The following is a 25,806-nucleotide window of genomic DNA, read 5'->3' as shown; positions in this document are numbered from 1 at the left end:
TTTAATTAAAATAATTGTCGAGTTTTTTCTGTTCAACTTCCCAACATAATATATTTTTTGCTCTTTGTTGATTTACTTTTATATCTGATAGTAAATCTTCATTCTCTAAAGTAGCCTTAATCTCTTTTGCAATAGTTTCTGGATTATAATTATCAACTAAAACACCAACTTTATACTCATTAATAATTCTAGATATTTCAGGTAAATTGCCAGCAATTATTGGAATCTCTGCATGAATATAGTCAAATAACTTATTGGGTAATGAATATTGAAAACTTAAACCCAAAGGCTCTTCTAACACCATGCCTAAAGTGGCTTTTTTTGTATAATTAAATAGTTTTTCCCTAGCAATTCTACCTAAAAAGTGAACTCTTTCAGTCATTTTTTGATCTTTTACAAAATCTCTTAACTCACTCTCTACTTTACCATACCCAATAATTACTAAATCTAAATTATCAATAAAGTGTAAAGCTTTAATCATAGGTTTTAGTCCTCTTCCAGGGTTTAAAACTCCTTGATATAGAATCGTTCTATTTTTTGTAGGAAAGGTAACTTTCTCTATATTTAAAATATCATTTTTAAGTGGAATATTTCTAATTAGCCCCATTTTGTTTTGATATTTATTATCATAAAATTCAACTATAGATTGACTTACAGTGTATGCGTTTTTTATTTTTGGTAAAAAAAAATCTTCTAACCTTCTCCAAAAACTTTGAACAAATTTTCTTCCTTGTAATTCTGGACCTTCAGAAAAAAGCTCATGACTGTCATAAACCAATTTAGTCTTTTTTATTTTGCTTAAAAAAAAACAAGCGGGTAAAGTATCTAAATCGTTAGCTAGAATGAAATCATATTTTTTTAAAAGTACGTAAAAAAAGAGTCTAATATTGTATTCTGCATAAAACAAAAAGTTATTGTTAAAAAAATGCTTTATTCTTTTAATTTGATAACTTCTTTTTACTTTAATAGTATTTGGTAAAACTCTACCATATATAAGGATGTCATAACCTTTTGAGGTTAAGTAATCACAGATTTTATGTACTCTATAATCAGTAGAAATATCATTAGTTACAGCTACAAAAATCTTCTTTTTTTTCAAAAATAAAATGATATTAAAATGATTTAAATACTAGCTTGTTGTGCAACTTCAAACAATTCTCCACCTTCACATTTTAAGGTTTTTTGCTTGAATTTTACAATCAATTGATAATCATGAGTTGCCATTAAAATGGTTTTACCACTTTTATGGATTTCGTTTAAAAGTATCATTACTTCTAAAGAAGTTTTTGGGTCAAGATTTCCTGTAGGTTCATCTGCTAAAATTAGTTCTGGGTCATTTAATAAAGCTCTAGCTATAGCAACTCTTTGTTGTTCTCCTCCAGAAAGCTCGTAGGTTTTTTTATAGTATTTAGACTGCATACCCACTTTATCTAAAACTTCATTTATTTTAGCCTTTATATCATCCTTCTTTTTCCAACCTGTTGCCTTTAAAACAAATTCTAAATTTTCAAAGACAGTTCTATCGTTTAGTAATTTAAAATCTTGAAAGACTATACCAATTTTTCTTCTTAAAAAAGGGATTTCTTTTTCTTGTAATTTCTTTAAATCAAAATCAACAATTGTGCCTGTACCTCTTTGTAATTTTAAATCGCCATATAAGGTTTTCATTAAACTACTTTTACCACTTCCTGTTTTGCCAATTAAATAATAAAAATCACCTTTATTAACAGTTAAGTTTACTTTAGATAAAACTAAATTATCTCTTTGATAAATATCAGCGTTTTCTAAATATAAAACAGGTTTTTCCATAAATAAAATAGTTTTTACAAACTTATAAGTTTCTAGTGATTTTTTAGTAAAAATCTATAATATTTCTTAATCTTTGATGTTTTAAAATTTATTTTTTAATAATTTATCCAACAAAATAAAAAAACCTACGTTTATACAAATGATACCAAAAAACAATTCTATGAATTTTTGTTTTAAAAGAAACTACTTTTCTGTTTTTGTATTTGTTTTTATCTCTTTTACAATGATTTCTCAACAATCTATTATAGAAGCTAATGAGGTTGCAAATTTTAATAATGCAGTAAAACTGTATAACAACAAAGCATATGCAGCTGCTCAAAAACTTTTTGAAGAGGTAGAAAACTCTGCATTAAATAGTTCTAACTTAAAGTCTGATGCTTCATATTATGATGCGATGTGTGCTGTAAAATTAAACCAAACAAATGCGGATAAGAAAGTATTAGGATTTGTAGAAAAATACCCAACAAGTAATAAAAAAAACAAAGCTTTTTTTAATGTTGGTAACTACTATTTTGCCAATAGAAAAGCAGCTTATGCATTAAAATGGTATCAAAAAGTAAATACAGATTTAATATCTGAAGAAAACAGAAAAGAATTAAACTTTAAAATGGGGTATGGACTTTTGGTAACCAAAAATTTATCGCTTGCAAAAGATAAGTTTTTACCTTTGATTAATGACGCTAAATATGGTAATGATTCAAGATATTATTATGGTTTTATTGCTTATAAATTAGAAGATTATGGTGTTGCAGAATCAACTTTAAAAGAAATTGCAGATAACAAATCTTACAAAGCAGAAATATCTTATTATTTATTAGATATCAGTTTTAAGGCTGGTAAATTTGAACGTTGTGTAGAGGTTGGCAAAACACTATTAAAAACTGCAAAAAGAAAAGATATTTCTGAAATTTCAAAAATAATTGGTGAGAGTTACTTTAACCTAAAAAAGTATAATGAGGCAATTCCATATCTTAAAGCCTATAAAGGTAAAGGTAGAAAATGGAACAACACTGATTATTATCAATTAGGTTATGCATATTTTAAGCAAAATGATTTTGAAAATGCGATTAGTTATTTTAATAAAATTATAGATCAAAAAAATTCAGTTTCTCAAAATGCGTATTATCATCTTGCTGAATGTTATTTGAATATTGATAAGAAAAATGAGGCACTTAATGCTTTTAAAGCAGCTAGTGAAATGAGCTTTAATGCAGAAATTAAAGAAGACGCTGCTCTCAATTATGCAAAATTAAGTTATGAGGAAGGTAATCCTTTTGAGAATGTATCTGATGTACTTCAAAATTATTTAAAAAAGTATCCAAAATCATCAGCATATAACGAAATTAATGGGCTAGTAGTTTCTTCTTTCATTCATCAAAAAGATTATCAAGGAGCTTTAGATTATTTAAAAAAGAAAAAATCTATTGAAAACTCTAAATTTAGTTATGAAGTTTCTTTGTACAGGGGAATTCAATTATATAATGAAAACAAGTTTAAAGATGCATTACCGTATTTTACGAAAAGTATTAGTTCTGATTTGCCTGAAATAAGTAATGGAGGAAGTTATTGGGAAGCTGAAACCTACTATCAACTTAAAGAATACCAAGAATCGTTATTTAGATTTAAAAAGATTGAAGATATTTTAAACAAAGATAAGTATCCATTGGTTAGTTATAACATAGGGTATGCTTTCTTTAAACTAAAAAATTATGATGAATCATCTGGTTTTTTTAATAAGTTTTTATCTAGTAATACCACAGTTGAAGAAAATATAAAATATGATGCATATTTACGTCTAGGTGATTCTTATTTTGCAAAAAGAGAATATAAAAATGCAATTAGTGCTTACGAAAAAATAATTCAAAATAAAGCCAATGAAGAAGATTATGCTCAATATCAAATAGCCATGTCTTATGGTTTTATGAATGAAAATAATTTAAAAGTTAAAACTCTTAAAAAAGTAGTTAATGATTACAATATTTCAAATCTAAAAGACGATGCTTTATATCAATTAGCAATAACTTTTACAAAATTAAATCAGAATACAAATGCTCACAAAGCTTATGATAGATTACTTACAAAGTATACTAAAAGTCCGTTTTTAGCAAGAGCTTTAGTACGCCAAGGATTGTTGTATTACAATGATGGGCAAAATAGAAAAGCACTAGAAAAATTTAAATTTACAGCTAGTAAATACCCAAACTCTTCAGATGCAAAAGAGGCTGTAAGAAATGCTAAAAACATTTATATAGATGAAGATAATTTAGATGCTTATGTAGCTTGGACAAAGACGCTTAAATTTGTAGAGGTGTCAGATTCTGAAATAGAAAACTCATCATTTTCAATAGCAGAAAAAAAATACTTTGAAGCCAAAAATAGTGGAGCCATTTTTAGTTTGAAGAAGTATTTAAGAAACTTTCCTAATGGAGTACACTACTTAAAAGCTACGTATTATTTAGCAGATGTTTTTTTTAATCAAAAATTATACAAACAAGCAATAAAAAAATATATGGTTGTTTTAGATGCAGGTGTTAGTGAGTTTAGCGAAGATGTATTAACAAAACTTACACAAATTTATTTGCAACAAGATAACATCTATGAGGCAATACCTTTGTTAGAAAAACTAGAACAAGAAGCTTATATTACAGAGAATATTTTATATGCTCAAAGTAATTTAATGAGAGGATATTACAAAACCAAAGCCTATAACCAAGCTTTAGATTATGCAAAAAAAGTATTGAGAAATAGAAAAATAGATGACGATTTAAAGTTAGATGCAAAAATAATTATTGCTAGAACAGCTTTTAAAACTGAAGATTTAGAAACTGCAAAAACATATTTTGCTGAAGTAGAAAAAGAAGCCACTAACGAACTAAAGGCAGAAACACTATACTACAATGCATATTTTAAGAATAAAGAAAATGAATATGAAGCATCTAATAAAATAGTGCAAAAACTCATTGCAGATTATTCTGCATATAAATATTGGGGAGTAAAGAGTTATGTAATAATGGCAAAGAATTATTACAATTTAAAAGATGCTTACCAAGCCACATTTATTTTAGAAAACATAATTAAAAACTTTGAACAATTTGACGATGTTGTAAAAGAAGCTAAAGTTGAATTAGAAAAGATAAAAGAAAATGAAGCTAAAACCAATAATTCTGTAACTCCACAAAATAAAAACTAATGAAAAGAGAAATTTTAGCATATCTATTGCTGCTTGTTTTTGTTGGTGTGAGTGCTCAAAACGCACCTCAAAAAAGAAAAATTGATACAGTAAAAACAGAAATAGTAGAAGTTGTTACAAAATTTGATCCCAAAATTGCAGATGCTAATAAAATTAGAAAAAATCCAGTAATTAAATTATCGGACAGAAACAAGAAAAAAAAGCTAACTTATTCTATTTTTTCTGCTCCAGTAGCATCAACCTTTATTCCTAAAAGCGGAGTTGTAAAAGGTGTAGATGTTGGTGTTAGAGAGCGTATTTATGATAATTATATTGCTGCTGGATTTGGCAATTATACTTCGCCATATTTTGAAGCCTACCTACACAGACAAACGCGTTTTCAGAGTGAGTTTGGTTTATTAACAAAATATACAGCCTCTTTTGATGATGTAGAAAATACCTTATTAAACAGCACATTTTCAAATTTTGTAGCTAATTTATTTTATAAACAAGAAGAACGTTATTTTGATTGGAAAGTGGGTTTTGCTACAGAGATGAATCAATACAATTGGTATGGTTTACAACCTAATATATTTGCACCAAATGTAATCAATACAATTAATGAAGGGCAAAACTATAATTACTTTAAGTTTTCAGGTGAAGTAGATTTTTTAGACTCTTATATAGATGATGCCAATCTTTTTATATCTTATTTTTCTGATAATTTTGATAGTAAAGAAGTATTAGCTAGTTTACATACAAATTTTGATATTCCTCTAAATGTTTTGAGTAGTAGCTTAAATAATTTAGCAGTAAAAACTAGTTTTGAATTATTAAATGGAAGCTTTAAAAGCGATTATACTACTTTAAATGAGTTAGCATATTCTATTTTTACAATCCGCGTAAACCCAGAATATACTAATGATTTTAATAGTTTTTCTTTGAAATTAGGTGCGAAAATTGCAGCTTCTTTTGACGGAGAAAATAGTGTAAATCACTTTTTAATGTACCCAGATATTAAAATTACAAAACCAATTATTAAAGAGAATTTAAACATTTATGTAGGAGTTACAGGTGGTTTGCAAACCAACACCTATAAGGACTTTACAGAAGATAACCCTTTTGTTTCTCCTACTTTATTTATCACTCAAACATCAGAAACCTATAATGCTTTTCTAGGTTTAAATGGAAAAATAAATAATGACATTAGTTTTAATCTTTCTGGTAGTATAAAAGAACAAGAAGATAAACCTTTGTTTATCAGAAATAATTCAAAATCAAATGGTACAAACAATACAGTTTTTAAAGGTTATGAATATGGTAATTCTTTCACAGTAGTTTATGATGATGTAAAGTCAGTATCCATTTTAGGTGAATTAGAATACGATTTCAATAAAAACCTCACATTAGGAACCAATATTCAATTTGATAATTATACTACCAATTTACAAAGTGAAGCTTGGAATTTACCTAATGTTCAAGCATCAATTTTTGGAAAATACAAAACTAATGAATGGTATGCTACAACAAATATTTTTTTTATAGGTGATAGAAAAGATGTTTTCTATAATGCTGTGTTTCCTTCCAATAATAATACTGTTAATAATTTATCTTCTTTTATTGATATCAACATAAATGGAGGCTATCATTTAAATGATAAATTCTCTGTTTTTCTAAAACTAAACAACGTTTTAAATAATCAATACGAGAGATTTGCAAATTTTAATGTTCAAGGTTTTCAGGTTTTAGGAGGGCTAACTTACAAGTTTGATTTTTAAATTTAAGTCATTTAACGACTTTTAAGTTCAAATAATCTAAAAAAATTATAGAGTAATAGCCGTTTTTTTTATATTTACGGCCTATGATTTATTACGTTATAATAGCTTTTCAAGCATATTGTATATTTCATGTCTACAGAAATAGAAATGAACATTACTGGTATGTGTTGATTTTTTTTATACCTGTTGTAGGAGCAGTAATGTATTTTTTACGTCATATACTAAATAGACGAAAAATAAGAAGTTTTGTAGATAGTATCACTGCATTAATAAATCCAAGAAAAAAAATAAAAGATTCTCAAAAGAGGTTAAAAGCTTCCAATACATTTCAAAATAAAGTAAATTTAGCAGATGCATTTAAAGAAAAGAAAGATTTTGAAAATGCCATTTACTATTATGAGCAAGCATTAAATAATAAATCTGACAATAATGAATCTACAATAAATAAAGTTCTTGAGTGTAGTTTTGAGATTAGAGATTACAAAAAAGTAGTAGAATATGGGGCAAGAATTGATCTAGAAAATAACTTTAAAGATTCTCTTTGTATCTATGCAATATCACTAGAAAAATGCGACGATTTAGATACTGCAGAAACCTATTTTAGAAAAACCAATAAGCGATATACTAACTATGCTGAAAGACTTGAGTTTATCAAATTTTTAATTAGAGTTGATAAAAAAACTGAAGCAAAAACAGTTTTAGAAGAATATATTTTTGAGATTGACAATATGATAGAAGCTAATAAAAAGAATTATAAATTTTTATATTTAGAAGCCAAAAAGATACTTACTACTATCTAAATAGAATTTCCTTTTCTTATCAATATTTACGTACATTAACTAGACAAAATATAAATCACTTTTTTATATTTACTACATGTATTATTACCTTATTATTGCTTTTCAGTTTTACTGCATTTATCACGCCTACAAAAATGGTAAAAACTACTTTTGGTACTTTATTATTTTTTTTATTCCACTTTTAGGATGTTTAGTTTACTTATTTACCCAAGTTGTAAACAAAAGAGATGTTGAATCTATTTCTGATGAAATTACTACCATAATTAATCCTACAAAAAAGATTAAAGATTTAGAGCGAGTTTTAGAGTTTTCAAATACGTTTCAGAATACAATAAATTTAGCTGATGCTTACAAAGAGATTAACAATTTTAATACAGCAATTCAGTATTATGAAAAAGCATTACTCTCTAAAAATTTTAAAGATGACCCTCATACAATCAATAAATTAATCTTTTGCTATTACCAACAAAAAAACTACAAGAAGGTAATAGAATATGCTTCTAAAATAGATTTAGATAAAGAGTTTAATACGACTAACTTTTATTATGGATTGGCATTAGAACAAGAAAATAATAATAAAGAAGCAGAATTTTATCTACGAAAAATAGACAAACGTTTTTCTAATTATGAAGAAAGAATTGAATTGGCAGATTTTTTGGTAAGACAAGATAAGAAGGAAGAAGCAAAAGAAATTTTGCAAGAGATAATTGATGAAATCAATTCACTTACCAATAAAACCAGAACTCATAAATCTATTTTTAACATAGCAAAGACAAAATTGAATGAGGTTTAAAATTATAGGTAAAATAATTTTCCACATTGTGTTTTTTGTCTTCCTTACAATCGTTACACAAATTGGAGGAATACTTTATATAGCCAGTTTTTTAATAATTTCGAATAAAATAAAGAACCATAAACTTAAGAGAATAATAACTTTTGTTGGGTCATATCTCTTTTTTACTTTTATTCTGATACCAAAAATTACACCATTTTTTGGAAGAATAAAAATTAGTGACAACAATAAAATTGAAGCCCATAACTTTATCACAAAACTTTGTAACAGAAATTATGTAACTCTAGAAATGTATGACGTATTAACAGATATTTCAGTACAATTAGGTAAAGAATCTTCAAGTATAAAACTCATTTATCTGGATGCAAATTTTCCTTTTTTTGATGGTTTTCCTTTGCTACCTCATTTAAGTCATAATGATGGTAAGAAGATAGATGTTTCTTTTATTTATAAAAAAGATAATAAACCCACCAATTTAAAACCATCTAGAAGTGGTTATGGAGTTTTTGTTAAGCCAAAAGAGAATGAAGTAAATCAAACAGAAAATTGTAAAGAAAAAAAATACTGGCAATATGATTTTACAAAGTATGTAACATTTGGTGCTATAAATAATGAGATCGAATTCTCAAAACAAGCAACAAAAAAGTTAATTAAGCTTATTGCATCAAATAAAAAAGTGAGTAAAATTTTTATTGAACCTCATATAAAAGCTAGGTTAAATCTTAATTCTAGCAAAATAAGATTTCATGGTTGCCAAGCTGTAAGGCACGATGATCATATTCATTTTCAAATTAAATAAATTCTCATTTCATTTTTGTAGTTTTATATTTTTAAAAATATACTACCAAATGAAAAATCTACCATTAATAGCTTTTGTATTATTTGTATTTTTTTCTTGTCAGCAAAAACAAGAAAAAGTAATAAATTCAAATCAATTATCGCCTGAAGAAAAAATTGATTCTACAAAAATTAAAACACTTTTTAATTCAGTATTAACAGAGGGGAAATCGTATGAATGGTTAAAAGGTTTAACTCAAAATATTGGTGGGAGATTATCTGGTTCTCCAGAAGCACAATTAGCTGTTGAATGGGGAGAAAAATTAATGAAAGAAGTAGGTTTAGATTCTGTTTGGTTACAACCTGTTATGGTTCCACATTGGGTTAGAGGAGAGAAAGAAATCGCTACCTATACAACAAATGGAGTTCAAAAAAATGTTCCTATCTGTGCTTTAGGATTTTCTATAGCTACTCCAAAAACCGGAGTTTTAGCTGAAGTAATTGAAGTAAAAAGTCTTGACGAAGCCAAAGCATTAGGAGATAAAATGAAAGGTAAGATTGTATTTTTTAATCGCCCTTTTGATGATACTTTAATCAATACTTTTAGTGCTTATGGAGGCTGTGTAGATCAGCGTGTAAGAGGTGCAGCAGTTTGTAGTGAATTTGGAGCAAAAGGTGTTATTGTACGTTCTATGACCAACTCTATTGATGATTATCCACATACTGGCACTATGATTTATGGAGAAGATTTGCCAAAAGAAAAATACATTCCTGGTGCTGCAATAAGCAGTAAAGCAGCTAATATTTTAAGTGATGATTTAAAGAAAAATCCAAACTTGAAGTTTTATTTTAAACAAAGTTGCAAAACCTTACCTGATGCTCCATCTTTTAATGTTGTTGGAGAAATAAAAGGAAGTGAAACTCCTGAAAATATTTTTGTTGTTGGTGGTCATTTAGATTCTTGGGATTTAGGAGAAGGTGCACATGATGATGGAACAGGTGTTGTACAATCTTTAGAAGTAGCATATTTGTTTAAAAAGAATAACATCAAACCAAAAAACACCATAAGAGTTGTATTTTTTATGAATGAAGAAAATGGAACAAGAGGCGCAAAAAAATATGCAGAACTAGCCAAATTGAACAAAGAAAATCATATTGGAGGGTTAGAATCTGATGCAGGAGGACATACTCCAAGAGGTTTTTCTATTGATGCAAATGATATGAATACAGCACTTTTACAGAGCTGGAAAAAACTACTTGCTCCTTATGGCTTACATGATTTAGATAAAGGTGGATCTGGTGCAGACATTAACCCTTTAAAAGGAGAAAATGTAACTTTAGTAGGTTATAGACCAGATTCTCAACGTTATTTTGATTATCATCATACAAGTAGAGATACGTTTGATAAAGTTAACAAACGTGAACTAGAATTAGGTTCTGCATCTATGGCCAGTATTGTATATTTAATGGATAAGTATTTATATCAAAATGAAACTGTAAAGCCATAATTTTATGGAGGTTATAGTTTTTATTCTTAAAGTAATTTTTGGAGGTTTTTTTTGCTTTGCAGGAATTATGCATTTTATAAAACCAAAATTCTTTAATAATTTTATCCCAAAAGCTTTTCCAAAGTTAACTGTCAATTATATAATTGGTGTCATTGAATTTGCTTTAGGATTTGGTCTTTTTATTGATACAATTTGTAAAGAAGCTTCAGCAGGTATTATACTATTATTGTCAGGCTTACTTTTTATTCACATATGGGATGCCACTAAAGAAAAACCAGCTATTGGTTCAAAAAAGCTAGCATACATTCGCATACCTTTTCAATTTATATTGATGTATGGTGCATATTTAATTTACATCAATTCTTAAAATTTAGTTTCATGAAATACTTATTTTCACTATTTATTTTCACTTTTCTTACCATTTCTTGTCAGAAAGAAAATGTAGATTTAATCGTTATAAATTCAAATACTTACACTGTAAATAATTCTTTTGATAAAGCTGAAGCTTTTGCTATAAAAGACGGAAAGTTTGTTGCTATTGGTTCATCAAAAGAAATTGAAAAAAAGTATCAATCAGAAAATACAGTTGATGCAAACAAACAAACAATTGTTCCAGGGTTAATAGATGCACATTGTCATTTTTATAGAATGGGTTTACAGCAACAAAAAGTAGATGTTTCTGGTACAAAAAGTTATGAAGAAGTATTGCAAAAACTAGTAGCTTTTCAGAAAGAAAAAAATGTAGCTTTTATTACAGGAAGAGGTTGGGATCAAAATGATTGGGATATAAAAGAATTCCCAACCAAAGAAAAGTTAGATGCTCTTTTTCCAAATATACCAGTTGCTATTACTAGGGTAGATGGGCATGCACTTTTGGTAAATCAAGCAGCTTTAGATTATTCAGAAATTACAAAACCAATTAAAGTTGAAGGGGGAGAGTTTATCACAAAAAAAGGAAAGCTTACTGGAGTTTTAATTGATAATGCTATGGATTTTATCAAATTTCCATCAACTTCTAAACAAGAGGCAATTCAAGGCTTATTAGACGCTCAAAAAATTAGTTTTTCTTATGGATTAACAACTGTTGATGATGCTGGTTTAAATCAAAAAACAATCGAATTAATAGATAGTTTACACCAAACAAACGATTTAAAAATGAGAGTTTATGCAATGGTTTCTGGAGATAAACAAGCGCAAATAGATTATTATATTAACAAAGGAATTATAAAAACAGAAAGGTTAAATGTACGCTCTTTTAAAGTTTATGGGGATGGAGCTCTAGGCTCTAGAGGTGCTGCAATGCGTAAGCCATATTCAGATAGAGATAATCATTTTGGAGCATTGATTTATAGTCCAAAAAGATACCAAGAGATTGCAAAACAAATAGCTGCATCAGAATATCAAATGAATACACACGCTATTGGAGATTCTGCAAACACTTGGCTCACAAAAACTTACAAAGAAGTTTTGAAAAACAAAACGAATAGAAGATGGAGAATTGAGCATGCTCAAATTATATCATCAGAAGATTTTAAAAATTTCGACAATATTTTGCCTTCTGTACAACCCACACATGCTACTTCAGATATGTATTGGGCAGAAGATAGAGTTGGTGCAGAAAGAATTAAAGGTGCTTATGCATTTAAAGATTTATTAAAACAATATGGAAAAATTGCATTAGGAACTGATTTCCCTGTAGAAAAAGTAAATCCTTTTCTCACCTTTTATGCTGCAGTTGTTAGAAAAGATTTGGATAACTATCCAAAAAATGGTTTTCAAATGGAGAACTCACTTACAAGAGAAGAAACTCTAAAGGGAATGACAATTTGGGCAGCCTATTCTAATTTTGAAGAACATGAAAAAGGTTCTATTGAAGTTGGTAAATTTGCTGATTTTGTAATTCTAAATCAAGATATTATGAAAGTTGAAGGAAGTAAAATACCAAAAACAGAAGCAGTTGCCACTTATTTGAATGGTGAAAAAGTATTTTAAATAAAAAAATATATTTACAAAAAATAAAACATGAAGAAATATTTATACACAATTATTACTATACTTTGTTTTTCTTCTTGTTCTCAAGAAAATAGTATTCCAGAAGATCCTATTAATTATGATGCTTTAAATGAAATAGAGATACAAGATTATATTAAAAAGAATAATTTAGATCCAACCAAAAGTGATTCAGGTTTATATTATATTATTAAAAATGAAGGAACTGGAGATTTTCCTCAAGCAACCTCAAATGTTAAAACGTATTATAAAGGGTATTTAACTAATGGAAGTGTTTTTGATGAGAGTCCAACTGAAGGTATAGATTTTGATTTAAATATTTTAATTAAAGGTTTTTCTGAAGGTGTTACTTATTTAAAAGAGGGAGGAGAAATCACTATGATAATACCATCCAAACTTGCTTATCCAATTGAGCTATTCCCTCACAACTCTTTTGCAGGTAAAGTTTTAATTTTTGATGTAAAATTAATAAGTATCAATTAAAATAAAAACCCACTCCTCAATGAGAAGTGGGAAAATTGCTATGAAAAAGAAAGATAAGATTTCTCTTATCTATAAGTTAAGACGTATATAATTTAGATTTATTACATAATTATAAAACTTTAACTTTTTTTAAGAAATAAATTAAAACACCAAACTAAAAACTGTCCCTTCACCTTCTTTACTGTTTACAAGTATTCTACCTTTATGTAGTAACATTATTTGTTTACAAAGGCTTAAACCAATTCCACTTCCTGTAGATTTACTCGTGAAGAATGGTACAAAAATGTTTTCCATAATTTCTTTCGGAATTCCAGCACCATTATCAAAAACTTTAATTACAGTATTTCTATTTTGATTTTGAGATGCCTGAACTATAATTTTAGGGTTTTCAACATTTATACAAGCATCTTTCGCATTTAAAATCAAATTGATGAGTACTTGCTCAATCAAATGCACATCAATATCTAGAGATAATCTTTTGGAAACTACAGAAAATTCAATCTCAATATTTTTAGATTTTATTGAAGGAGACATTAGCAATTCTATGTTTTTGAAAAGATCTTCAATATTTACTTTTTTTAGATTTAGATGTGTTACTTTACTTAAACTTCTATAGGTTTTTGCAAATTTCAATAAACCTTGACTTCTATTTTTTATAGTTTTTAAACCATCGTTTAAATCTTCAGGTTCTATTTTATAAGTTTCAGGTTCAGATAAATTGAGTGCAATAGTTCTTTGTAAAGTGTCGGCTAAAGAAGATATTGGTGCAATAGAATTCATAATTTCGTGTGTCATTACACTTAATAATTTTTTCCAAGCTTCAGATTCGTTTTTGTTTAAAGTATTGTCAATATTTTGAAGCACAATGAGTTTGAAGGAATCATCATCAATACTAAAAATAGTATCAGAAATTAAAATTTTAATACGTTCGTTTTGTAAGGCAATAGAAATAGAATTGGGTTCTCTATTAAAGGTTTCAAAAATGGTATTGTACAATTCTTGTTTTCGCTTTTCTACAAATCTGATATTTTTAAAAGAAGGAAAATCAATAATTTCTTTAAAAGAATTGTTCATCCAAAGTACGTCTCCAGATTCTAAATTATAGGCGATAATTCCTATATCTACCATTTCTAAAATCTTCTGTAAGTAAATATATTGCGCTTCATTTTTCTTGTTGATTTCTTGTATGGTTCTATTCACTTCATTAAAACCAGTGTATAAAAAACGAATGTCTTTTGGACCTCTATCTTCTGGAAACCAACGCGAAAAATCACGATATTTTACAGCCTCAAAAAAGTCTTCCATTACTGCAAAACGCCTTTTTATGAATGTGTACATGTTTATTAAACTAAATAAAATAGCGGTACTACATAAAACAATATAAGTGGTTTTTTCTTCAATAATTGTGTAAACCAATCCTAAAGTAAGTACAACAAAAATGAAAAATCTGAAGAAAAGTTTAAATATGTATCCTTTATAGTTCATATTTCTCTAATCTTCTGTACAATGCTGCTCTTGTAATCCCTAATTCTTTTGCAGATTTTGATATGTTGCCTTTGTGTTTTTCTAAAACAGTTAAAATGGCATTTTTCTCTAAATCATCTAAATTTAGAGTTTGTGGTGTGGTTTTTTGAGTGGATCTTTCTATAGATGAAAACACCAAATCTTCAGAATTTAATTGGTTGCCATCAGCCATAATAATTGCTCTTTCTAAAACATATTGTAATTCCCTAACATTCCCAGGGAAATCGTGTTTTTTTAGTTTTTTCAAGAAGTCAGCACCCATTTCAAAAGGACCTTTATTGTATTTGTCCTCATAAACTTGTATGAAATGTTTGGTCAATAAAGTGATGTCAGTATTTCTATCTCTTAAAGGTGGCACAGTTATATCAACAGTATTTATTCTGTAAATTAAGTCTTTTCTAAACTTTTTTTCATCAGCTAAAACACTTGGATTTTCATTCGTGGCACAAATCAAACGAATATCAACATCAATGGGTTTGTTTGATCCCAAAGGTGTTACTTGTCTGTTTTGTAAAACCGTTAATAAGCGAACTTGCTGCCCTAAAGAAATATTGCCAATTTCATCTAAAAAAAGTGTTCCGCCATTTGCGGTTTCAAAACGTCCTTTTCTGTCTTCATTTGCACCAGTAAAAGCTCCTTTTTTGTAGCCAAATAATTCACTTTCAAATAGTGTGGAGGTTAAAGAACCCACATCAACTTTTACAAATGGTTTGTGTTTTCTGTTAGAATTTTCGTGTAAAGCTCTTGCAATTAAATCTTTTCCTGTTCCATTTTCACCTAAAATTAAAACATTTGCGTCAGTTGGTGCAACTTTATTAAGTTTTAAAAACACATCTTGCATTGCATCACTTTCACCAATAATTGAAAACTGTTTTGGTGAGAAAGTACTTTTTACACTTTCTTTGGATTTTTCTGATTTTAAAATGGAAGTTAAAGTATTGATGATTTTTTCATTTTTCCAAGGTTTAATTAAAAAGTCTGATGCACCTTCTTTTAAACCTCTAACAGCCAGATCAATATCTGCGTAAGCTGTCATTAAAACTACTGCAATATTTGGGTTGAATTGTTTTATTTTATTCAGCCAGAAAATACCTTCATTTCCAGTATTGACTAATCCATTAAAGTTCATATCTAAAATAATCAAATCGAACTTTTTACTCTCAATTTGAAAATTGATGTTATTCGGATTTTTCTCAACAACAATCTCATTCACAAGCGGTTTTAGCAACAAACGAATTGCTGTTAAAACATCAACATCGTCATCAATTACCAGAATTTTTGCTTTTTTCAAAACCATAATTACAATATTACGATAATATCTTTCAAATATAAAAGACAAGAAAAAAAAAGACACGAATTTAACTGATTACACTGATTTTGAAAAATCCAGAGATTTTTGTTTTTTTATCCGTGAAAATCTGTGAAATCCGTTTCAAATAAAAGTGCTTGTTTAATTCTGTGCTAAAAACGAACAGAAAGTGTATCAAAACCGAACACTTTTAATTTCTAAAAAAATAGTTAAAAATCTGTTAATCAGTATTTAATGGTTTTGGCATCATCTTTACTAAATATAAAGAGAATTAAAACCATAACAATGGATATACAGATTGAAAAAAAGAAGTTTTCGAAATCAAAAATTATCACTTTTGCAGGAATTGCTCTCCTTTTATTCTTAATTATATATGTGATTTACGCTACTTCTGGAGGTGCAAAATTAGCCGTAAGTAAAGAACGAATTTCTATAAGTACAATTACCAATGGTGTTTTTCAAGAAAATATTCCTGTAAGTGGAATTGTTTTACCCATAACAACTATTTATTTGGATGCCATTGAAGGTGGAAGAGTAGAAGAAAAATTTGTAGAAGATGGAGCCATTATGAAAAAAGGTGAACCTATTTTACGATTATCAAATACAGATTTGGAGTTGAGTTTAATCAACCAAGAAACTTCTGTATATAATTTATTAACGCAAATGCAGATTTCTCAAAACGCTGCAAGACAGAATACTATCAATAGATTGAATCAATTTACAGATGTTGAAAATAATTTAATAGAAGCAAAACGCTTGTATGATTTGAATACCAAATTATATGAAAAAGGTGCAATTGGAAGACAAGAATATGAATCTTCTGTAAACAACTACAACTATCAAAAACAACGAATGAAGTTGACCAAAGAAGTTTTGCAACAAGACTCAATTTCTAACAAGCAGGAAATTCAACAAGCCAAAAACTCATACATTAGAACACAAAGTGCGTTAAAGTTGATGCGTAAAAAAGTTGAAGATTTAGTGGTAAGAGCACCTATTGATGGACAATTGACCTCTTTAGATGCCGAAATTGGCCAGTCAAAAAATAAAGGAGAACGTTTAGGGCAGATTGATGTAATTACTGGTTTTAAGGTAAGAGTTGATATAGATGAACATTATATTTCAAGAATTTATACGGGTCAAAAAGGAACTTTTTCTTTAAATGGGAAACAATACACGTTAGTGATTAAAAAAATATTTACGCAAGTTACCAATGGACGTTTTCAGGTGGATATGGTTTTTGAAAATGAAGTTCCAAAAGGAATTAGAAGAGGTCAAAATTTACAAATTCAAGTGGCTTTGAGTGCAGAGAAGCAAGCACTATTAGTTCCAAAAGGAGGTTTTTTCTTAAAAACTGGAGGTAATTGGATTTTTAAATTAAGTGAAGATGGACAATCTGCTTTCAAAGTAGATATACAATTGGGTAGTCAGAATACAAAATATTACGAAGTAATTAGTGGTTTAAAAGTGGGTGATAAAGTCATCACATCAAGCTACGATTCCTTCAACGAAATAGAACAATTAATCATAGAATAAATAGAATAGAATGATACAGATTAAAGAATTAGAGAAGTATTATAAAACTGAAGAAGTACAAACGATTGCTTTAAATAAGTTGTCTTTTGAAGTAAAAGAAGGAGAGTTTGTTGCAATTATGGGACCTTCTGGATGTGGAAAATCAACCTTGTTAAACATTTTGGGACTTTTGGATGATCCTGATGGAGGGAGCTTCAAATTCAATGGAGAAGAAGTAGCAGGTTACAATGAAAGAAAACGTGCACAATTAAGAAAACACAATGTAGGTTTTGTTTTTCAAAGTTTTAATTTAATTGATGAATTAACGGTTTTTGAAAATGTAGAATTACCATTAATTTATACAGGTGTAAAACCAGCAGAACGTAAAAAACGTGTAGAAGAAGTGTTAGAAAAAATGCAAATTATGCATAGAAGAAACCACTTTCCACAACAATTATCTGGTGGTCAGCAACAAAGAGTTGCAGTGGCAAGAGCAGTTGTGAATAATCCAAAATTAATTTTAGCAGATGAGCCAACAGGAAACCTTGATAGTGTTAACGGTAATGAAGTAATGGATTTATTAATCGATTTAAATGAAGCTGGGACCACTATTATAATGGTTACACACAGTGAACATGATGCAAAATACAGCCATAGAATTATACGAATGTTAGATGGCCAAAAAGTGACTGAAAATATTTTGGTGTAGTTTATAAAGTAGGTGATTATTTATAATAAGTGAGAACTTTTGTCATTTCGAACGAAACGAAGTGAAGTTGAGAAATCTCTTATTAAGATTTCTCCATTTCAGTCGAAATGATATTCTGATTAACCTTTTAAGTAGCAAGAAACTAAAAACACAAAACCAACCGTTGTTAAAAACTAACTTAAAAACAATTAAAAATGATAAACAGACATTTTAAAATAGGTTTACGAAATATCACAAAAAATAAAGGTTTTTTTGCGTTAAATGCGGGTGGTTTAGTTATTGGATTAACAGCAGTTTTATTAATAACATTATGGGTACAAAGTGAATTAAATTTCAATAAATCATTAACAAATTATAACAAAATTGCTTCTGTAATGCAAACTCAATACAGAGCAAATGATGATATAAGAACTTACACAGGCCAACCAATGCAATTGGCACCAGTCTTGAGAAAAAATTTTGGTAATCATCTCAAATATATAGCTACTAGTACTAGAAGTCAAAATTTTACTATAAGTTATAATGGTGATATGCAAAAGGTAAAAGGAAGATTTTCAGAACCAGATTTAGCACATTTATTAGACTTAAAAATGGTTGCTGGTAATCGTAAATCTTTAGAAGATATTTCATCAATTTTAATTTCTGAAAGTGCTGCAAAAGATATTTTTGGTATTGAAGATGCCATAGGTAAAAGCCTTAAAATTAATAGCGGTTTAGATGTTAAAGTTACAGGCGTTTATAAAGATTTGCCTAATAATTCATCTTTTGAAGGATTAAATTTTATTGCACCTTGGGAACTCCTTAAAAAGAACGCAGGTTATGATAAAAGATTAGGTTGGGGTAATTATTGGTTTCAAGTTTTTACACAGTTAAGTGATGAAAGTAATTTGGCATCAACATCCAATCTGATTAAAAATGTATTTAATGAAAATTATATTAATAAAAATCCAAATAGAGATTATCAACTTTTTTTGCAACCCATCTCAAAATGGCATTTATATTCAGAATTTGAAAATGGTGTAAATGTTGGTGGTAGAATTTCTTATGTTAAAATTTTTGGCGTAATAGGAATTTTTATTTTGCTATTAGCTTGTATCAACTTTATGAATTTAAGCACAGCTTATGCACTAAAAAGAGGAAAAGAAGTTGGTGTTAGAAAAACATTAGGTTCTTCTAGATTGCAATTAATTTATCAATTTTTTTCTGAATCATTTATCATTATCATTTTCTCTTTTGCTTTAGCTCTTTTATTGACTTATTTATTGTTGCCAAAATTTAATTTATTAACCTTAAAAGAAATGGAGATGCCTTTTTCATCTTCTTCTTTTTGGATGATTTGTGGTGTCTTAATTTTAATTACTGCAGTTTTAAGTAGTTTTTATCCATCTATATATTTATCAGCTTTTAAGCCTGTAAAAGTTTTGAAAGGTTTGGTAAGCGGTTCTAAAAATGAAGTTAGAATCAGAAAAAGTTTAATTGTAGTACAGTTTGCTATTTCAAGTATTTTAATCATTGGAACGTTAACTGTTATCACGCAAATAAATCACGCAAAAGATAGACCATTAGGTTTTGATAAAGAACTATTAGTAAGTGTGCCTATTAATACCAGTAAAGTTCGCAACAGTTTTGATGTGATTAAAAACGAATTATTAGCCTCAAATAATATAAGCGAAGTAACTGCCTCTGATGTTAAAATTACAGCAGCATATACCACAAATGGAGGTAGTTTTGAATGGAAAGGAAAAGATCCAAAATTGAATGCAGAATTTTGGACAATTAGAGCCACTGAAGGATTTGGAAAAATGATTAATTGGAAAGTTTTACAGGGAAGAGATTTTTCTAAAAAATTTCCAAGTGATACGTTGGCTTTTTTAATGAATGAAACTGCTGTAAAATATACAGGTTTAGAAAATCCTGTAGGAGAATATATTAGATGGGGAAACAATGGAAACTACAAAGTAATTGGTGTTGTAAAAGATATGGTTACTCGCTCTCCTTTTGATGAAATTACACCATCATTATTTATTTTACACAAGGGTGATTTTTTAAGTTATGTAAATGTCAAAATTGCTGCTGATAATCCAAATGCAATAGAAGGTGCTATTGATGATTTAAAAGCAACTTTTCAAAAATATGATCCAAAAAATATATTCACCTATAGTTTTATGGATGATGAATTCGAACGCAAATTTAATTCTACAAGTAGAGTAGCATCTTTAGTTAGTTGGTTTTCTTTAGTAGCCATATTTATAAGTTGTTTAGGTATTTTAGGTTTATCAACTTATACTGCTCTACAACGCAAAAAAGAAATCGGTATTCGTAAAGTTTTAGGAGCTACTATTTATACGATTTGGGAATTATTATCCAAACAGTTTATCATTTTAGTTGTAATTTCTTTACTGATAGCATTGCCAATTGGTTATTATTTTTCTTCTAAGTGGTTGTTAGATTATAGTTATCGAATAGAAATCAATTTCTGGATGTTTGCTTTAGTAACATTCATCATTTTAGGAATTACATTGTTAACGGTTAGTTATCAAGCTATAAAATCTGCCATTTCAAATCCTGTTGATGCTTTAAGAACCGAATAAAAAAAATCAAAACTATGTTTAAGAATTATTTAAAAATAGCGTGGAGAAGTTTAAAAACCAATCGTTTATTCTCAATAATAAACATTTTGGGTTTATCAGTTGGGTTGACTACTGCTTTAGTTTTATTTCTATTTATTATGCAAGAGCATAGTTATGATAAAATGTATGCCAATAAAAATAAAATATACAGAGTTTTACTAAATACTACTGATGAAGACAAAGAAACTTGGGCAAATTCACCTTCGATTATTGCACCTGAATTAAAATCTAAAATTCCTGAAATATCAAAAGCGGGTAGAATTCTAAAAAACAATTTTGGTGAAACCGCTTTTGTAAGAGTTAAAAAAGGTGTTTTTGCGGAAGAAAAATTATTTTGGTGTGATGCTTCAATTTTTGAAATGTTCGATATAGAAATTGTCAAAGGAACAGGAGGAGAAAACCTAAACAATCCCAACACAGTTTTACTTTCTGAAAGCGCAGCTTCATTATATTTTGGTAATGAAAACCCAATAGGACAAACATTAATTGTTGACAATAGAAACCGATTTGAAGTAAAAGGTGTTTTTAAAGATTTTCCAGAGAATAGTTCTTTAGATTTTAATGTGGTTACACCATTTATGATGCAGAATGCAGCTAAAAATCCTACTTGGGATAATGCCAGTTTTGAAACTTTTGTACTTTTTAATTCTAATACTCCTAATGTTGCTAACGTAGAATCTTTAATTCAAAATATTGTAGATGCCAATGTAAAAAAAGAAGACCAATGGTATAACTTTTCATTGCAAGCATTAGAAGATATTCATTTGTATTCAGCTTCAATTTCAGATAGTTATTTGACTGATATTGGTGATGTAAAACAAATCCAAAATTTATCAGCTTTAGCAATACTAATTTTAATTATAGCTTGTATCAATTATACAAATTTAATTACTGCTCGTTCTCAAAAAAGAGCAATGGATGTTGGTGTGAATAAAACTTTGGGAGCTTCAAAAGGTAACTTAATTAAAAGGTTTTATATAGAAACTGGCTTAATTACGGCAATTGCAATGCTTTTAGGAGTGGTTTTAGTTACAGTTGTACTCCCAATATTTAACAATATTGCTCAAAAAAATATTAATATCAGCGCTCTTTTTACTTTTGAAATTCTAGGTTTTTTAATGTTGATATGGTTTGTTACAACTTTAATTTCTGGTTCATACCCAGCATTGTATTTATCTAAATTTTCTCCAAAAGAAGTGCTGAAACCAACTAGAGGTAAAGCAGGAGTTACCAGCTATATTAGAAAAGGTTTGGTGGTTGTTCAGTTTTCTGCTTCGATCGTTTTAATTATTAGTGTGATGATTATTCATCAACAATTAAAATTTATAAAGAACAAAGATCTAGGTTATAATCCTGAAAATATTATTGCTATTTCTATTTCTGGAATTCGTGATGGAGAAGCTAACAAAGCATTGGTTAATGCCTTTGAAAGATTAACAAATGTTAGTGCAGTTACAAGGTCACAAGGTTATCCAGGAATAGGTGTTAGTGGAAGAACAATTGGTAAACCTAATTCTAATGAAAGTTTAAATATACAAACTAATAGAGCTGAATATAATATTGGTAATGTTTTGCAATTTAATCTTTTAGCAGGAAAATTACTACCGAAGATTAAACATCCAAAAGACACTTTGGTAGAAGTAGTGGTTAACAAAAAAGTGGTAGATTTTTTAGAATTAACTCCAGAAGAGGCGATTGGTAAAAGAGTAGATATGAGTTTGGGTAATAACGCTTTTATAACTGGTGTTGTAGATAATTTCAATTTTGAATCGCTTCATTCTCCAATTGGTGCGTATGCTTTTCATAATCGACGTTCAGAAGCAAAATCCTTTTTATTGGTGCGTTTTCAAAATGAAATTTTATCAGAAACAATATCAAATTTTGAAGCTGCTTTTAAATCAGTAGCTACAAACTCTGCTTTTGAATATACTTTTTTAGATAAAAATATAGAAAGATTGTACAAAAAAGAACAGCTTACCGCAAATGTTGGTTTGTTGTTTTCCATTATTGCCATTTTTGTTGCTTGTTTAGGTTTATTTGCTTTGGCAGCATTTATGGCAGAACAACGTAACAAAGAAATAGGAATTCGAAAAGTATTTGGTGCAAGTGTAATGCGAATTATTAGCTTATTATCTGTTGATTTTATAAAGTTAATTTTAATGTCATTAGTCATTAGTTTTCCTTTGGCATTGTATTTTATGAACAATTGGTTACAAGATTTTGCTTACAGAATTAGTATTAGTTGGTCTGTGTTTTTAATAGCTGGAGTTTTAGCAATATGCATCACTTTTTTAACGGTGGCTTATCAAGCTATAAAAGCAGCAATTTCTAACCCTATTAAAAGTTTACGAACTGAATAAAGTTAATTATTTGAGTAAAAAAAGTGTTCGTATGCGAACAAAATCTGTATTAAAATCGGACACTTTTTATTTTTGAAGTAGATTAAAATATTGAAAATCATTTAGTTAATTCTTTGGCATTATCTTCTCTATAAAAGAAGTAATTAAAAATTACAAAGAAGATTATCAAATAAAATAGAAGTATTATGATCAAAAATTATTTAAAAATAGCTTGGCGAAATATTATGAAGCACAAAGTGTTTTCATTTATCAATGTTATTGGCTTAACTATTGGTTTAAGTGCTTCATTCATAATTGGTTTAATGGTATATTATGATTATACATTTGATAATTTTCATAAAGATGGAGATCGAATTTATAGAGTAGTTACCGATTTTAAATATCCTAAAGGAGAGTTCTACAACTCTGGAGTAACTTTAGCCTTAAAGGGAGCTATTGAAGAAGATGATAATTTTGATGTAATAAGCGAGTTTTATGTTGAAAGACCTTTGAAAGTTGAAAATAGAGCTGCTAATCTTAACTTTAAATTACCAAAGTTTGTGATGTATGCAGATAAAGACTTCTTTAAAATTTTTGATTATAAATTTATTGCTGGTGATAGCAAGAGTACTTTAGAAAATCCTAATGAAGTTATTCTAACAGAAGAACGCGCAGCCAAATATTTTCCAAATACTGCAACATCAGAAATTTTAGGAAAGACGCTTATTTACAATGACTCTATTAATGCAAAGGTTACAGGTATTGTCCAAAACTTTAACGGAAGAACAGATATAGTTTTTCAAGAATTTATTTCTCATCCAACTCTGTTACAAACAAGATTACGTGGAAATATCATCGGGAAAAATTGGAACAATACCAATTCTAATTCACAATTATTTGTCAAATTAAATGAAAACGCAGACAAGTCAGTAATAAATAGTAACCTAAAACAAATTGCTGATGAACACAAAACCAAAGAAGATATAAAATATGGAGAAGAGAGAGTCTTTAAATTGCAACCTTTAAATGATATTCATTTTAATGATAATTATGGTTTGTACAATTGGTCTGGAGGAAGAGCAAGTAAATCTTTATTGAATAATTTAATTTTAGTTGCCATCTTTTTATTGGTATTAGGTTGTATCAATTTTATCAATTTAAACACAGCTCAAGCAGCACAAAGAGCAAAAGAAATTGGTATTCGTAAAACATTAGGTAGCTCAAGAAAGCAATTAATTGGTCAGTTTTTGGGTGAAACTTTTATATTGGTTTTAATATCAGCAACATTGTCATTACTGCTTTCAAAATGGTTAATTAACGTTTTTTCAGATTTTGTGCCAGCAGGTTTAAGTTTTGAGTTATTCAAAATACCAACAATTGTAGGAGGAGTTGTTTTATTATTGGTTATAGTTACTTTTTTATCAGGATTTTATCCAGCTATGGTTTTATCTAAATTCAATACTATTTCTGTATTAAAAAATCATTTAGCTGTAGGAGATAAAAAAGTACGTTTAAGAAAATTTTTAACTGTATTTCAATTTACAATAGCCCAAGTTTTTATTATAGCTACACTTTTAGTGGGTAAGCAAATTAATTTTTTATTAAACAAAGATATGGGCTTTAAAAAAGACGCAATTGTATCAGTTTACAAGCCTCTTGAAGAAAGAAGTTTAGAAAAAATTGAATTATACGCACAAAAGTTATTATCAATTCCAGATATAAAAGAGGTTAGTTTGGGTGGTCCACCACCAGCTTCTCAAAGTAGTAATACTACAGATATGAGAAGAATGGTAGATAAACAAGAAGTTTATGGAGAAATTCAATTATTAGCAGGAGACACCAAATTTTTAAATCTATTTGAAATTGAATTACTGGCTGGACGTGTACAAAGAAATGATACTGTTAGAGAGTTGGTAATTAATGAAGCAGCAAGAAAATATTTTAAGTTTACCTCTCCAGAAGATGCTATTGGTAAAACGTTACTGTATGAAAAAGAAAATCTCCAAATTGTTGGTGTTATGAACGATTTTCATCAACGTTCTTTAAGATCAAAAATTAAACCTATGACTTTACGTGGAGATTGGTACAGACCAAGGTGGTCTTACTTTCAAGCTGCACATATTTCTTTAAAAAGTGATTCATCAGAAAATCTAAAAAGCAGTCTTGCAAAAATAGATGTAGTTTATAAAGAAGTATATCCAGGAACAGATATGAGGCTAGAATTTTTAGATGAAACTATTGCTAAATTTTACAAAAGAGAGCAAAAAGTTTCCAAATTATTGAATTGGGCAACAGGATTATCAATTTTAATAAGCTTTTTAGGATTATTTGGTTTGGTAATTTATACCACAAATAGACGTGTAAAAGAAATCGGAGTGCGTAAAGTTTTAGGAGCCTCAATACTACAAATCAATACAATTTTATGTAAAGAATTTGTAATTTTAGTTGGGATAGCATTTGTAATAGCTGCGCCAATTGCTTGGTATGGAATTCACGATTGGTTGCAAAATTTTGCATTTAAAACCAATATTAGTTTCTGGACGTTTTTGGTCAGTGGCTTTGCAATGATAATTTTCGCTCTCATTGTCATCAGTATAAAAACTATACAAGCAGCAAGTGTAAATCCTATAAATTCTTTACGATCAGAATAAAT

The 25,806-nt window shown here is 28.4% G+C and carries 18 protein-coding genes; 14 read left to right on the top strand and 4 right to left on the bottom strand.

Annotated elements, in window-relative coordinates:
* Position 1: 1 nt before the first annotated feature.
* Positions 2–1,099, bottom strand: a complete 1,098-nt coding sequence (locus BTO18_RS09025) for a glycosyltransferase (RefSeq protein ID WP_105015905.1) — start codon at positions 1,097–1,099, stop codon at positions 2–4.
* A 23-nt stretch (positions 1,100–1,122) separates the two neighbouring features.
* Entirely contained in the window at positions 1,123–1,809 is a 687-nt protein-coding gene (locus tag BTO18_RS09020) for a cell division ATP-binding protein FtsE (RefSeq protein WP_105015904.1), read from the bottom strand.
* Positions 1,810–1,969: 160 nt separating this feature from the next.
* On the opposite strand from BTO18_RS09020, the gene BTO18_RS09015 reads away from it, so the two are divergent.
* The 9 genes from BTO18_RS09015 (at position 1,970) to BTO18_RS08975 (ending at position 13,127) form a co-directional block, all read left to right on the top strand.
* Positions 1,970–4,999: a tetratricopeptide repeat protein gene (locus tag BTO18_RS09015; protein WP_226789102.1), complete on the top strand. Its 3,030-nt coding sequence runs from the start codon at positions 1,970–1,972 to the stop codon at positions 4,997–4,999.
* Entirely contained in the window at positions 4,999–6,756 is a 1,758-nt protein-coding gene (locus BTO18_RS09010; protein WP_105015902.1) for a TonB-dependent receptor, read from the top strand. The genes BTO18_RS09015 and BTO18_RS09010 overlap by 1 nt, the downstream gene beginning before the upstream one ends.
* 83 nt (positions 6,757–6,839) lie before the next feature.
* Positions 6,840–7,556, top strand: a complete 717-nt coding sequence (locus BTO18_RS09005; RefSeq protein ID WP_105015901.1) for a hypothetical protein — start codon at positions 6,840–6,842, stop codon at positions 7,554–7,556.
* Between the two features lie 76 nt (positions 7,557–7,632).
* On the top strand, positions 7,633–8,349 hold the full coding sequence (locus BTO18_RS09000; protein WP_105015900.1) for a hypothetical protein: 717 nt from the start codon (positions 7,633–7,635) through the stop codon (positions 8,347–8,349).
* Positions 8,350–8,638: 289 nt separating this feature from the next.
* Complete coding sequence (locus tag BTO18_RS18015) at positions 8,639–9,148, top strand: penicillin-insensitive murein endopeptidase (protein ID WP_226789103.1); 510 nt, start codon at positions 8,639–8,641, stop codon at positions 9,146–9,148.
* Between the two features lie 49 nt (positions 9,149–9,197).
* A complete protein-coding gene (locus BTO18_RS08990) occupies positions 9,198–10,634 on the top strand; it encodes a M20/M25/M40 family metallo-hydrolase (RefSeq protein ID WP_105015898.1) in 1,437 nt (478 codons plus the stop codon).
* Positions 10,635–10,638: 4 nt separating this feature from the next.
* Positions 10,639–11,001: a DoxX family protein gene (locus tag BTO18_RS08985; protein ID WP_105015897.1), complete on the top strand. Its 363-nt coding sequence runs from the start codon at positions 10,639–10,641 to the stop codon at positions 10,999–11,001.
* Between the two features lie 11 nt (positions 11,002–11,012).
* On the top strand, positions 11,013–12,626 hold the full coding sequence (locus BTO18_RS08980) for an amidohydrolase (protein ID WP_105015896.1): 1,614 nt from the start codon (positions 11,013–11,015) through the stop codon (positions 12,624–12,626).
* A gap of 30 nt (positions 12,627–12,656) precedes the next feature.
* The gene (locus tag BTO18_RS08975; RefSeq protein WP_105015895.1) at positions 12,657–13,127 is read left to right on the top strand and encodes an FKBP-type peptidyl-prolyl cis-trans isomerase; all 471 of its coding nucleotides are present in this window, start codon (positions 12,657–12,659) and stop codon (positions 13,125–13,127) included.
* 141 nt (positions 13,128–13,268) lie between these two features.
* Here the strand turns inward: BTO18_RS08975 and BTO18_RS08970 are convergent, their stop codons facing one another.
* Positions 13,269–14,612, bottom strand: a complete 1,344-nt coding sequence (locus tag BTO18_RS08970) for a sensor histidine kinase (RefSeq protein WP_105015894.1) — start codon at positions 14,610–14,612, stop codon at positions 13,269–13,271.
* Positions 14,602–15,948: a sigma-54-dependent transcriptional regulator gene (locus tag BTO18_RS08965; protein ID WP_105015893.1), complete on the bottom strand. Its 1,347-nt coding sequence runs from the start codon at positions 15,946–15,948 to the stop codon at positions 14,602–14,604. The genes BTO18_RS08970 and BTO18_RS08965 overlap by 11 nt, the downstream gene beginning before the upstream one ends.
* 297 nt (positions 15,949–16,245) lie before the next feature.
* Between BTO18_RS08965 and BTO18_RS08960 the strand changes: the two genes are divergently transcribed.
* The 5 genes from BTO18_RS08960 to BTO18_RS08940 all read left to right on the top strand — a co-directional run bounded on the left by BTO18_RS08960 (position 16,246) and on the right by BTO18_RS08940 (position 25,804).
* Positions 16,246–17,496: an efflux RND transporter periplasmic adaptor subunit gene (locus BTO18_RS08960; RefSeq protein ID WP_105017535.1), complete on the top strand. Its 1,251-nt coding sequence runs from the start codon at positions 16,246–16,248 to the stop codon at positions 17,494–17,496.
* A 10-nt stretch (positions 17,497–17,506) separates the two neighbouring features.
* Positions 17,507–18,184: an ABC transporter ATP-binding protein gene (locus BTO18_RS08955; protein ID WP_105015892.1), complete on the top strand. Its 678-nt coding sequence runs from the start codon at positions 17,507–17,509 to the stop codon at positions 18,182–18,184.
* Between the two features lie 194 nt (positions 18,185–18,378).
* A complete protein-coding gene (locus tag BTO18_RS08950; protein ID WP_105015891.1) occupies positions 18,379–20,775 on the top strand; it encodes an ABC transporter permease in 2,397 nt (798 codons plus the stop codon).
* Positions 20,776–20,789: 14 nt separating this feature from the next.
* On the top strand, positions 20,790–23,174 hold the full coding sequence (locus tag BTO18_RS08945; RefSeq protein ID WP_105015890.1) for an ABC transporter permease: 2,385 nt from the start codon (positions 20,790–20,792) through the stop codon (positions 23,172–23,174).
* Positions 23,175–23,359: 185 nt separating this feature from the next.
* Positions 23,360–25,804: an ABC transporter permease gene (locus BTO18_RS08940; protein ID WP_105015889.1), complete on the top strand. Its 2,445-nt coding sequence runs from the start codon at positions 23,360–23,362 to the stop codon at positions 25,802–25,804.
* Positions 25,805–25,806: the final 2 nt, after the last annotated feature.

This window comes from Polaribacter porphyrae, from assembly GCF_002954685.1.
In the GTDB taxonomy this organism is placed as follows: Bacteria; Bacteroidota; Bacteroidia; order Flavobacteriales; family Flavobacteriaceae; genus Polaribacter; species Polaribacter porphyrae.
This window is presented reverse-complemented; position numbering and strand designations above follow the sequence as displayed.

Excerpts from the sequence above, each read along its gene's own strand:
- BTO18_RS09010 (WP_105015902.1), top strand. The coding sequence starts at position 4,999 with ATGAAAAGAGAAATTTTAGCATATCTATTGCTGCTTGTTTTTGTTGGT.
- BTO18_RS09005 (WP_105015901.1), top strand. The coding sequence starts at position 6,840 with ATGATTTATTACGTTATAATAGCTTTTCAAGCATATTGTATATTTCAT.
- BTO18_RS08940 (WP_105015889.1), top strand. The coding sequence starts at position 23,360 with ATGATCAAAAATTATTTAAAAATAGCTTGGCGAAATATTATGAAGCAC.
- BTO18_RS08975 (WP_105015895.1), top strand. The coding sequence starts at position 12,657 with ATGAAGAAATATTTATACACAATTATTACTATACTTTGTTTTTCTTCT.
- BTO18_RS08985 (WP_105015897.1), top strand. The coding sequence starts at position 10,639 with ATGGAGGTTATAGTTTTTATTCTTAAAGTAATTTTTGGAGGTTTTTTT.
- BTO18_RS09020 (WP_105015904.1), bottom strand. The coding sequence starts at position 1,809 with ATGGAAAAACCTGTTTTATATTTAGAAAACGCTGATATTTATCAAAGA.
- BTO18_RS08970 (WP_105015894.1), bottom strand. The coding sequence starts at position 14,612 with ATGAACTATAAAGGATACATATTTAAACTTTTCTTCAGATTTTTCATT.
- BTO18_RS09000 (WP_105015900.1), top strand. The coding sequence starts at position 7,633 with ATGTATTATTACCTTATTATTGCTTTTCAGTTTTACTGCATTTATCAC.
- BTO18_RS08965 (WP_105015893.1), bottom strand. The coding sequence starts at position 15,948 with ATGGTTTTGAAAAAAGCAAAAATTCTGGTAATTGATGACGATGTTGAT.
- BTO18_RS08990 (WP_105015898.1), top strand. The coding sequence starts at position 9,198 with ATGAAAAATCTACCATTAATAGCTTTTGTATTATTTGTATTTTTTTCT.
- BTO18_RS08960 (WP_105017535.1), top strand. The coding sequence starts at position 16,246 with ATGGATATACAGATTGAAAAAAAGAAGTTTTCGAAATCAAAAATTATC.
- BTO18_RS08955 (WP_105015892.1), top strand. The coding sequence starts at position 17,507 with ATGATACAGATTAAAGAATTAGAGAAGTATTATAAAACTGAAGAAGTA.
- BTO18_RS08945 (WP_105015890.1), top strand. The coding sequence starts at position 20,790 with ATGTTTAAGAATTATTTAAAAATAGCGTGGAGAAGTTTAAAAACCAAT.
- BTO18_RS09015 (WP_226789102.1), top strand. The coding sequence starts at position 1,970 with ATGAATTTTTGTTTTAAAAGAAACTACTTTTCTGTTTTTGTATTTGTT.
- BTO18_RS08980 (WP_105015896.1), top strand. The coding sequence starts at position 11,013 with ATGAAATACTTATTTTCACTATTTATTTTCACTTTTCTTACCATTTCT.
- BTO18_RS08950 (WP_105015891.1), top strand. The coding sequence starts at position 18,379 with ATGATAAACAGACATTTTAAAATAGGTTTACGAAATATCACAAAAAAT.
- BTO18_RS18015 (WP_226789103.1), top strand. The coding sequence starts at position 8,639 with ATGTATGACGTATTAACAGATATTTCAGTACAATTAGGTAAAGAATCT.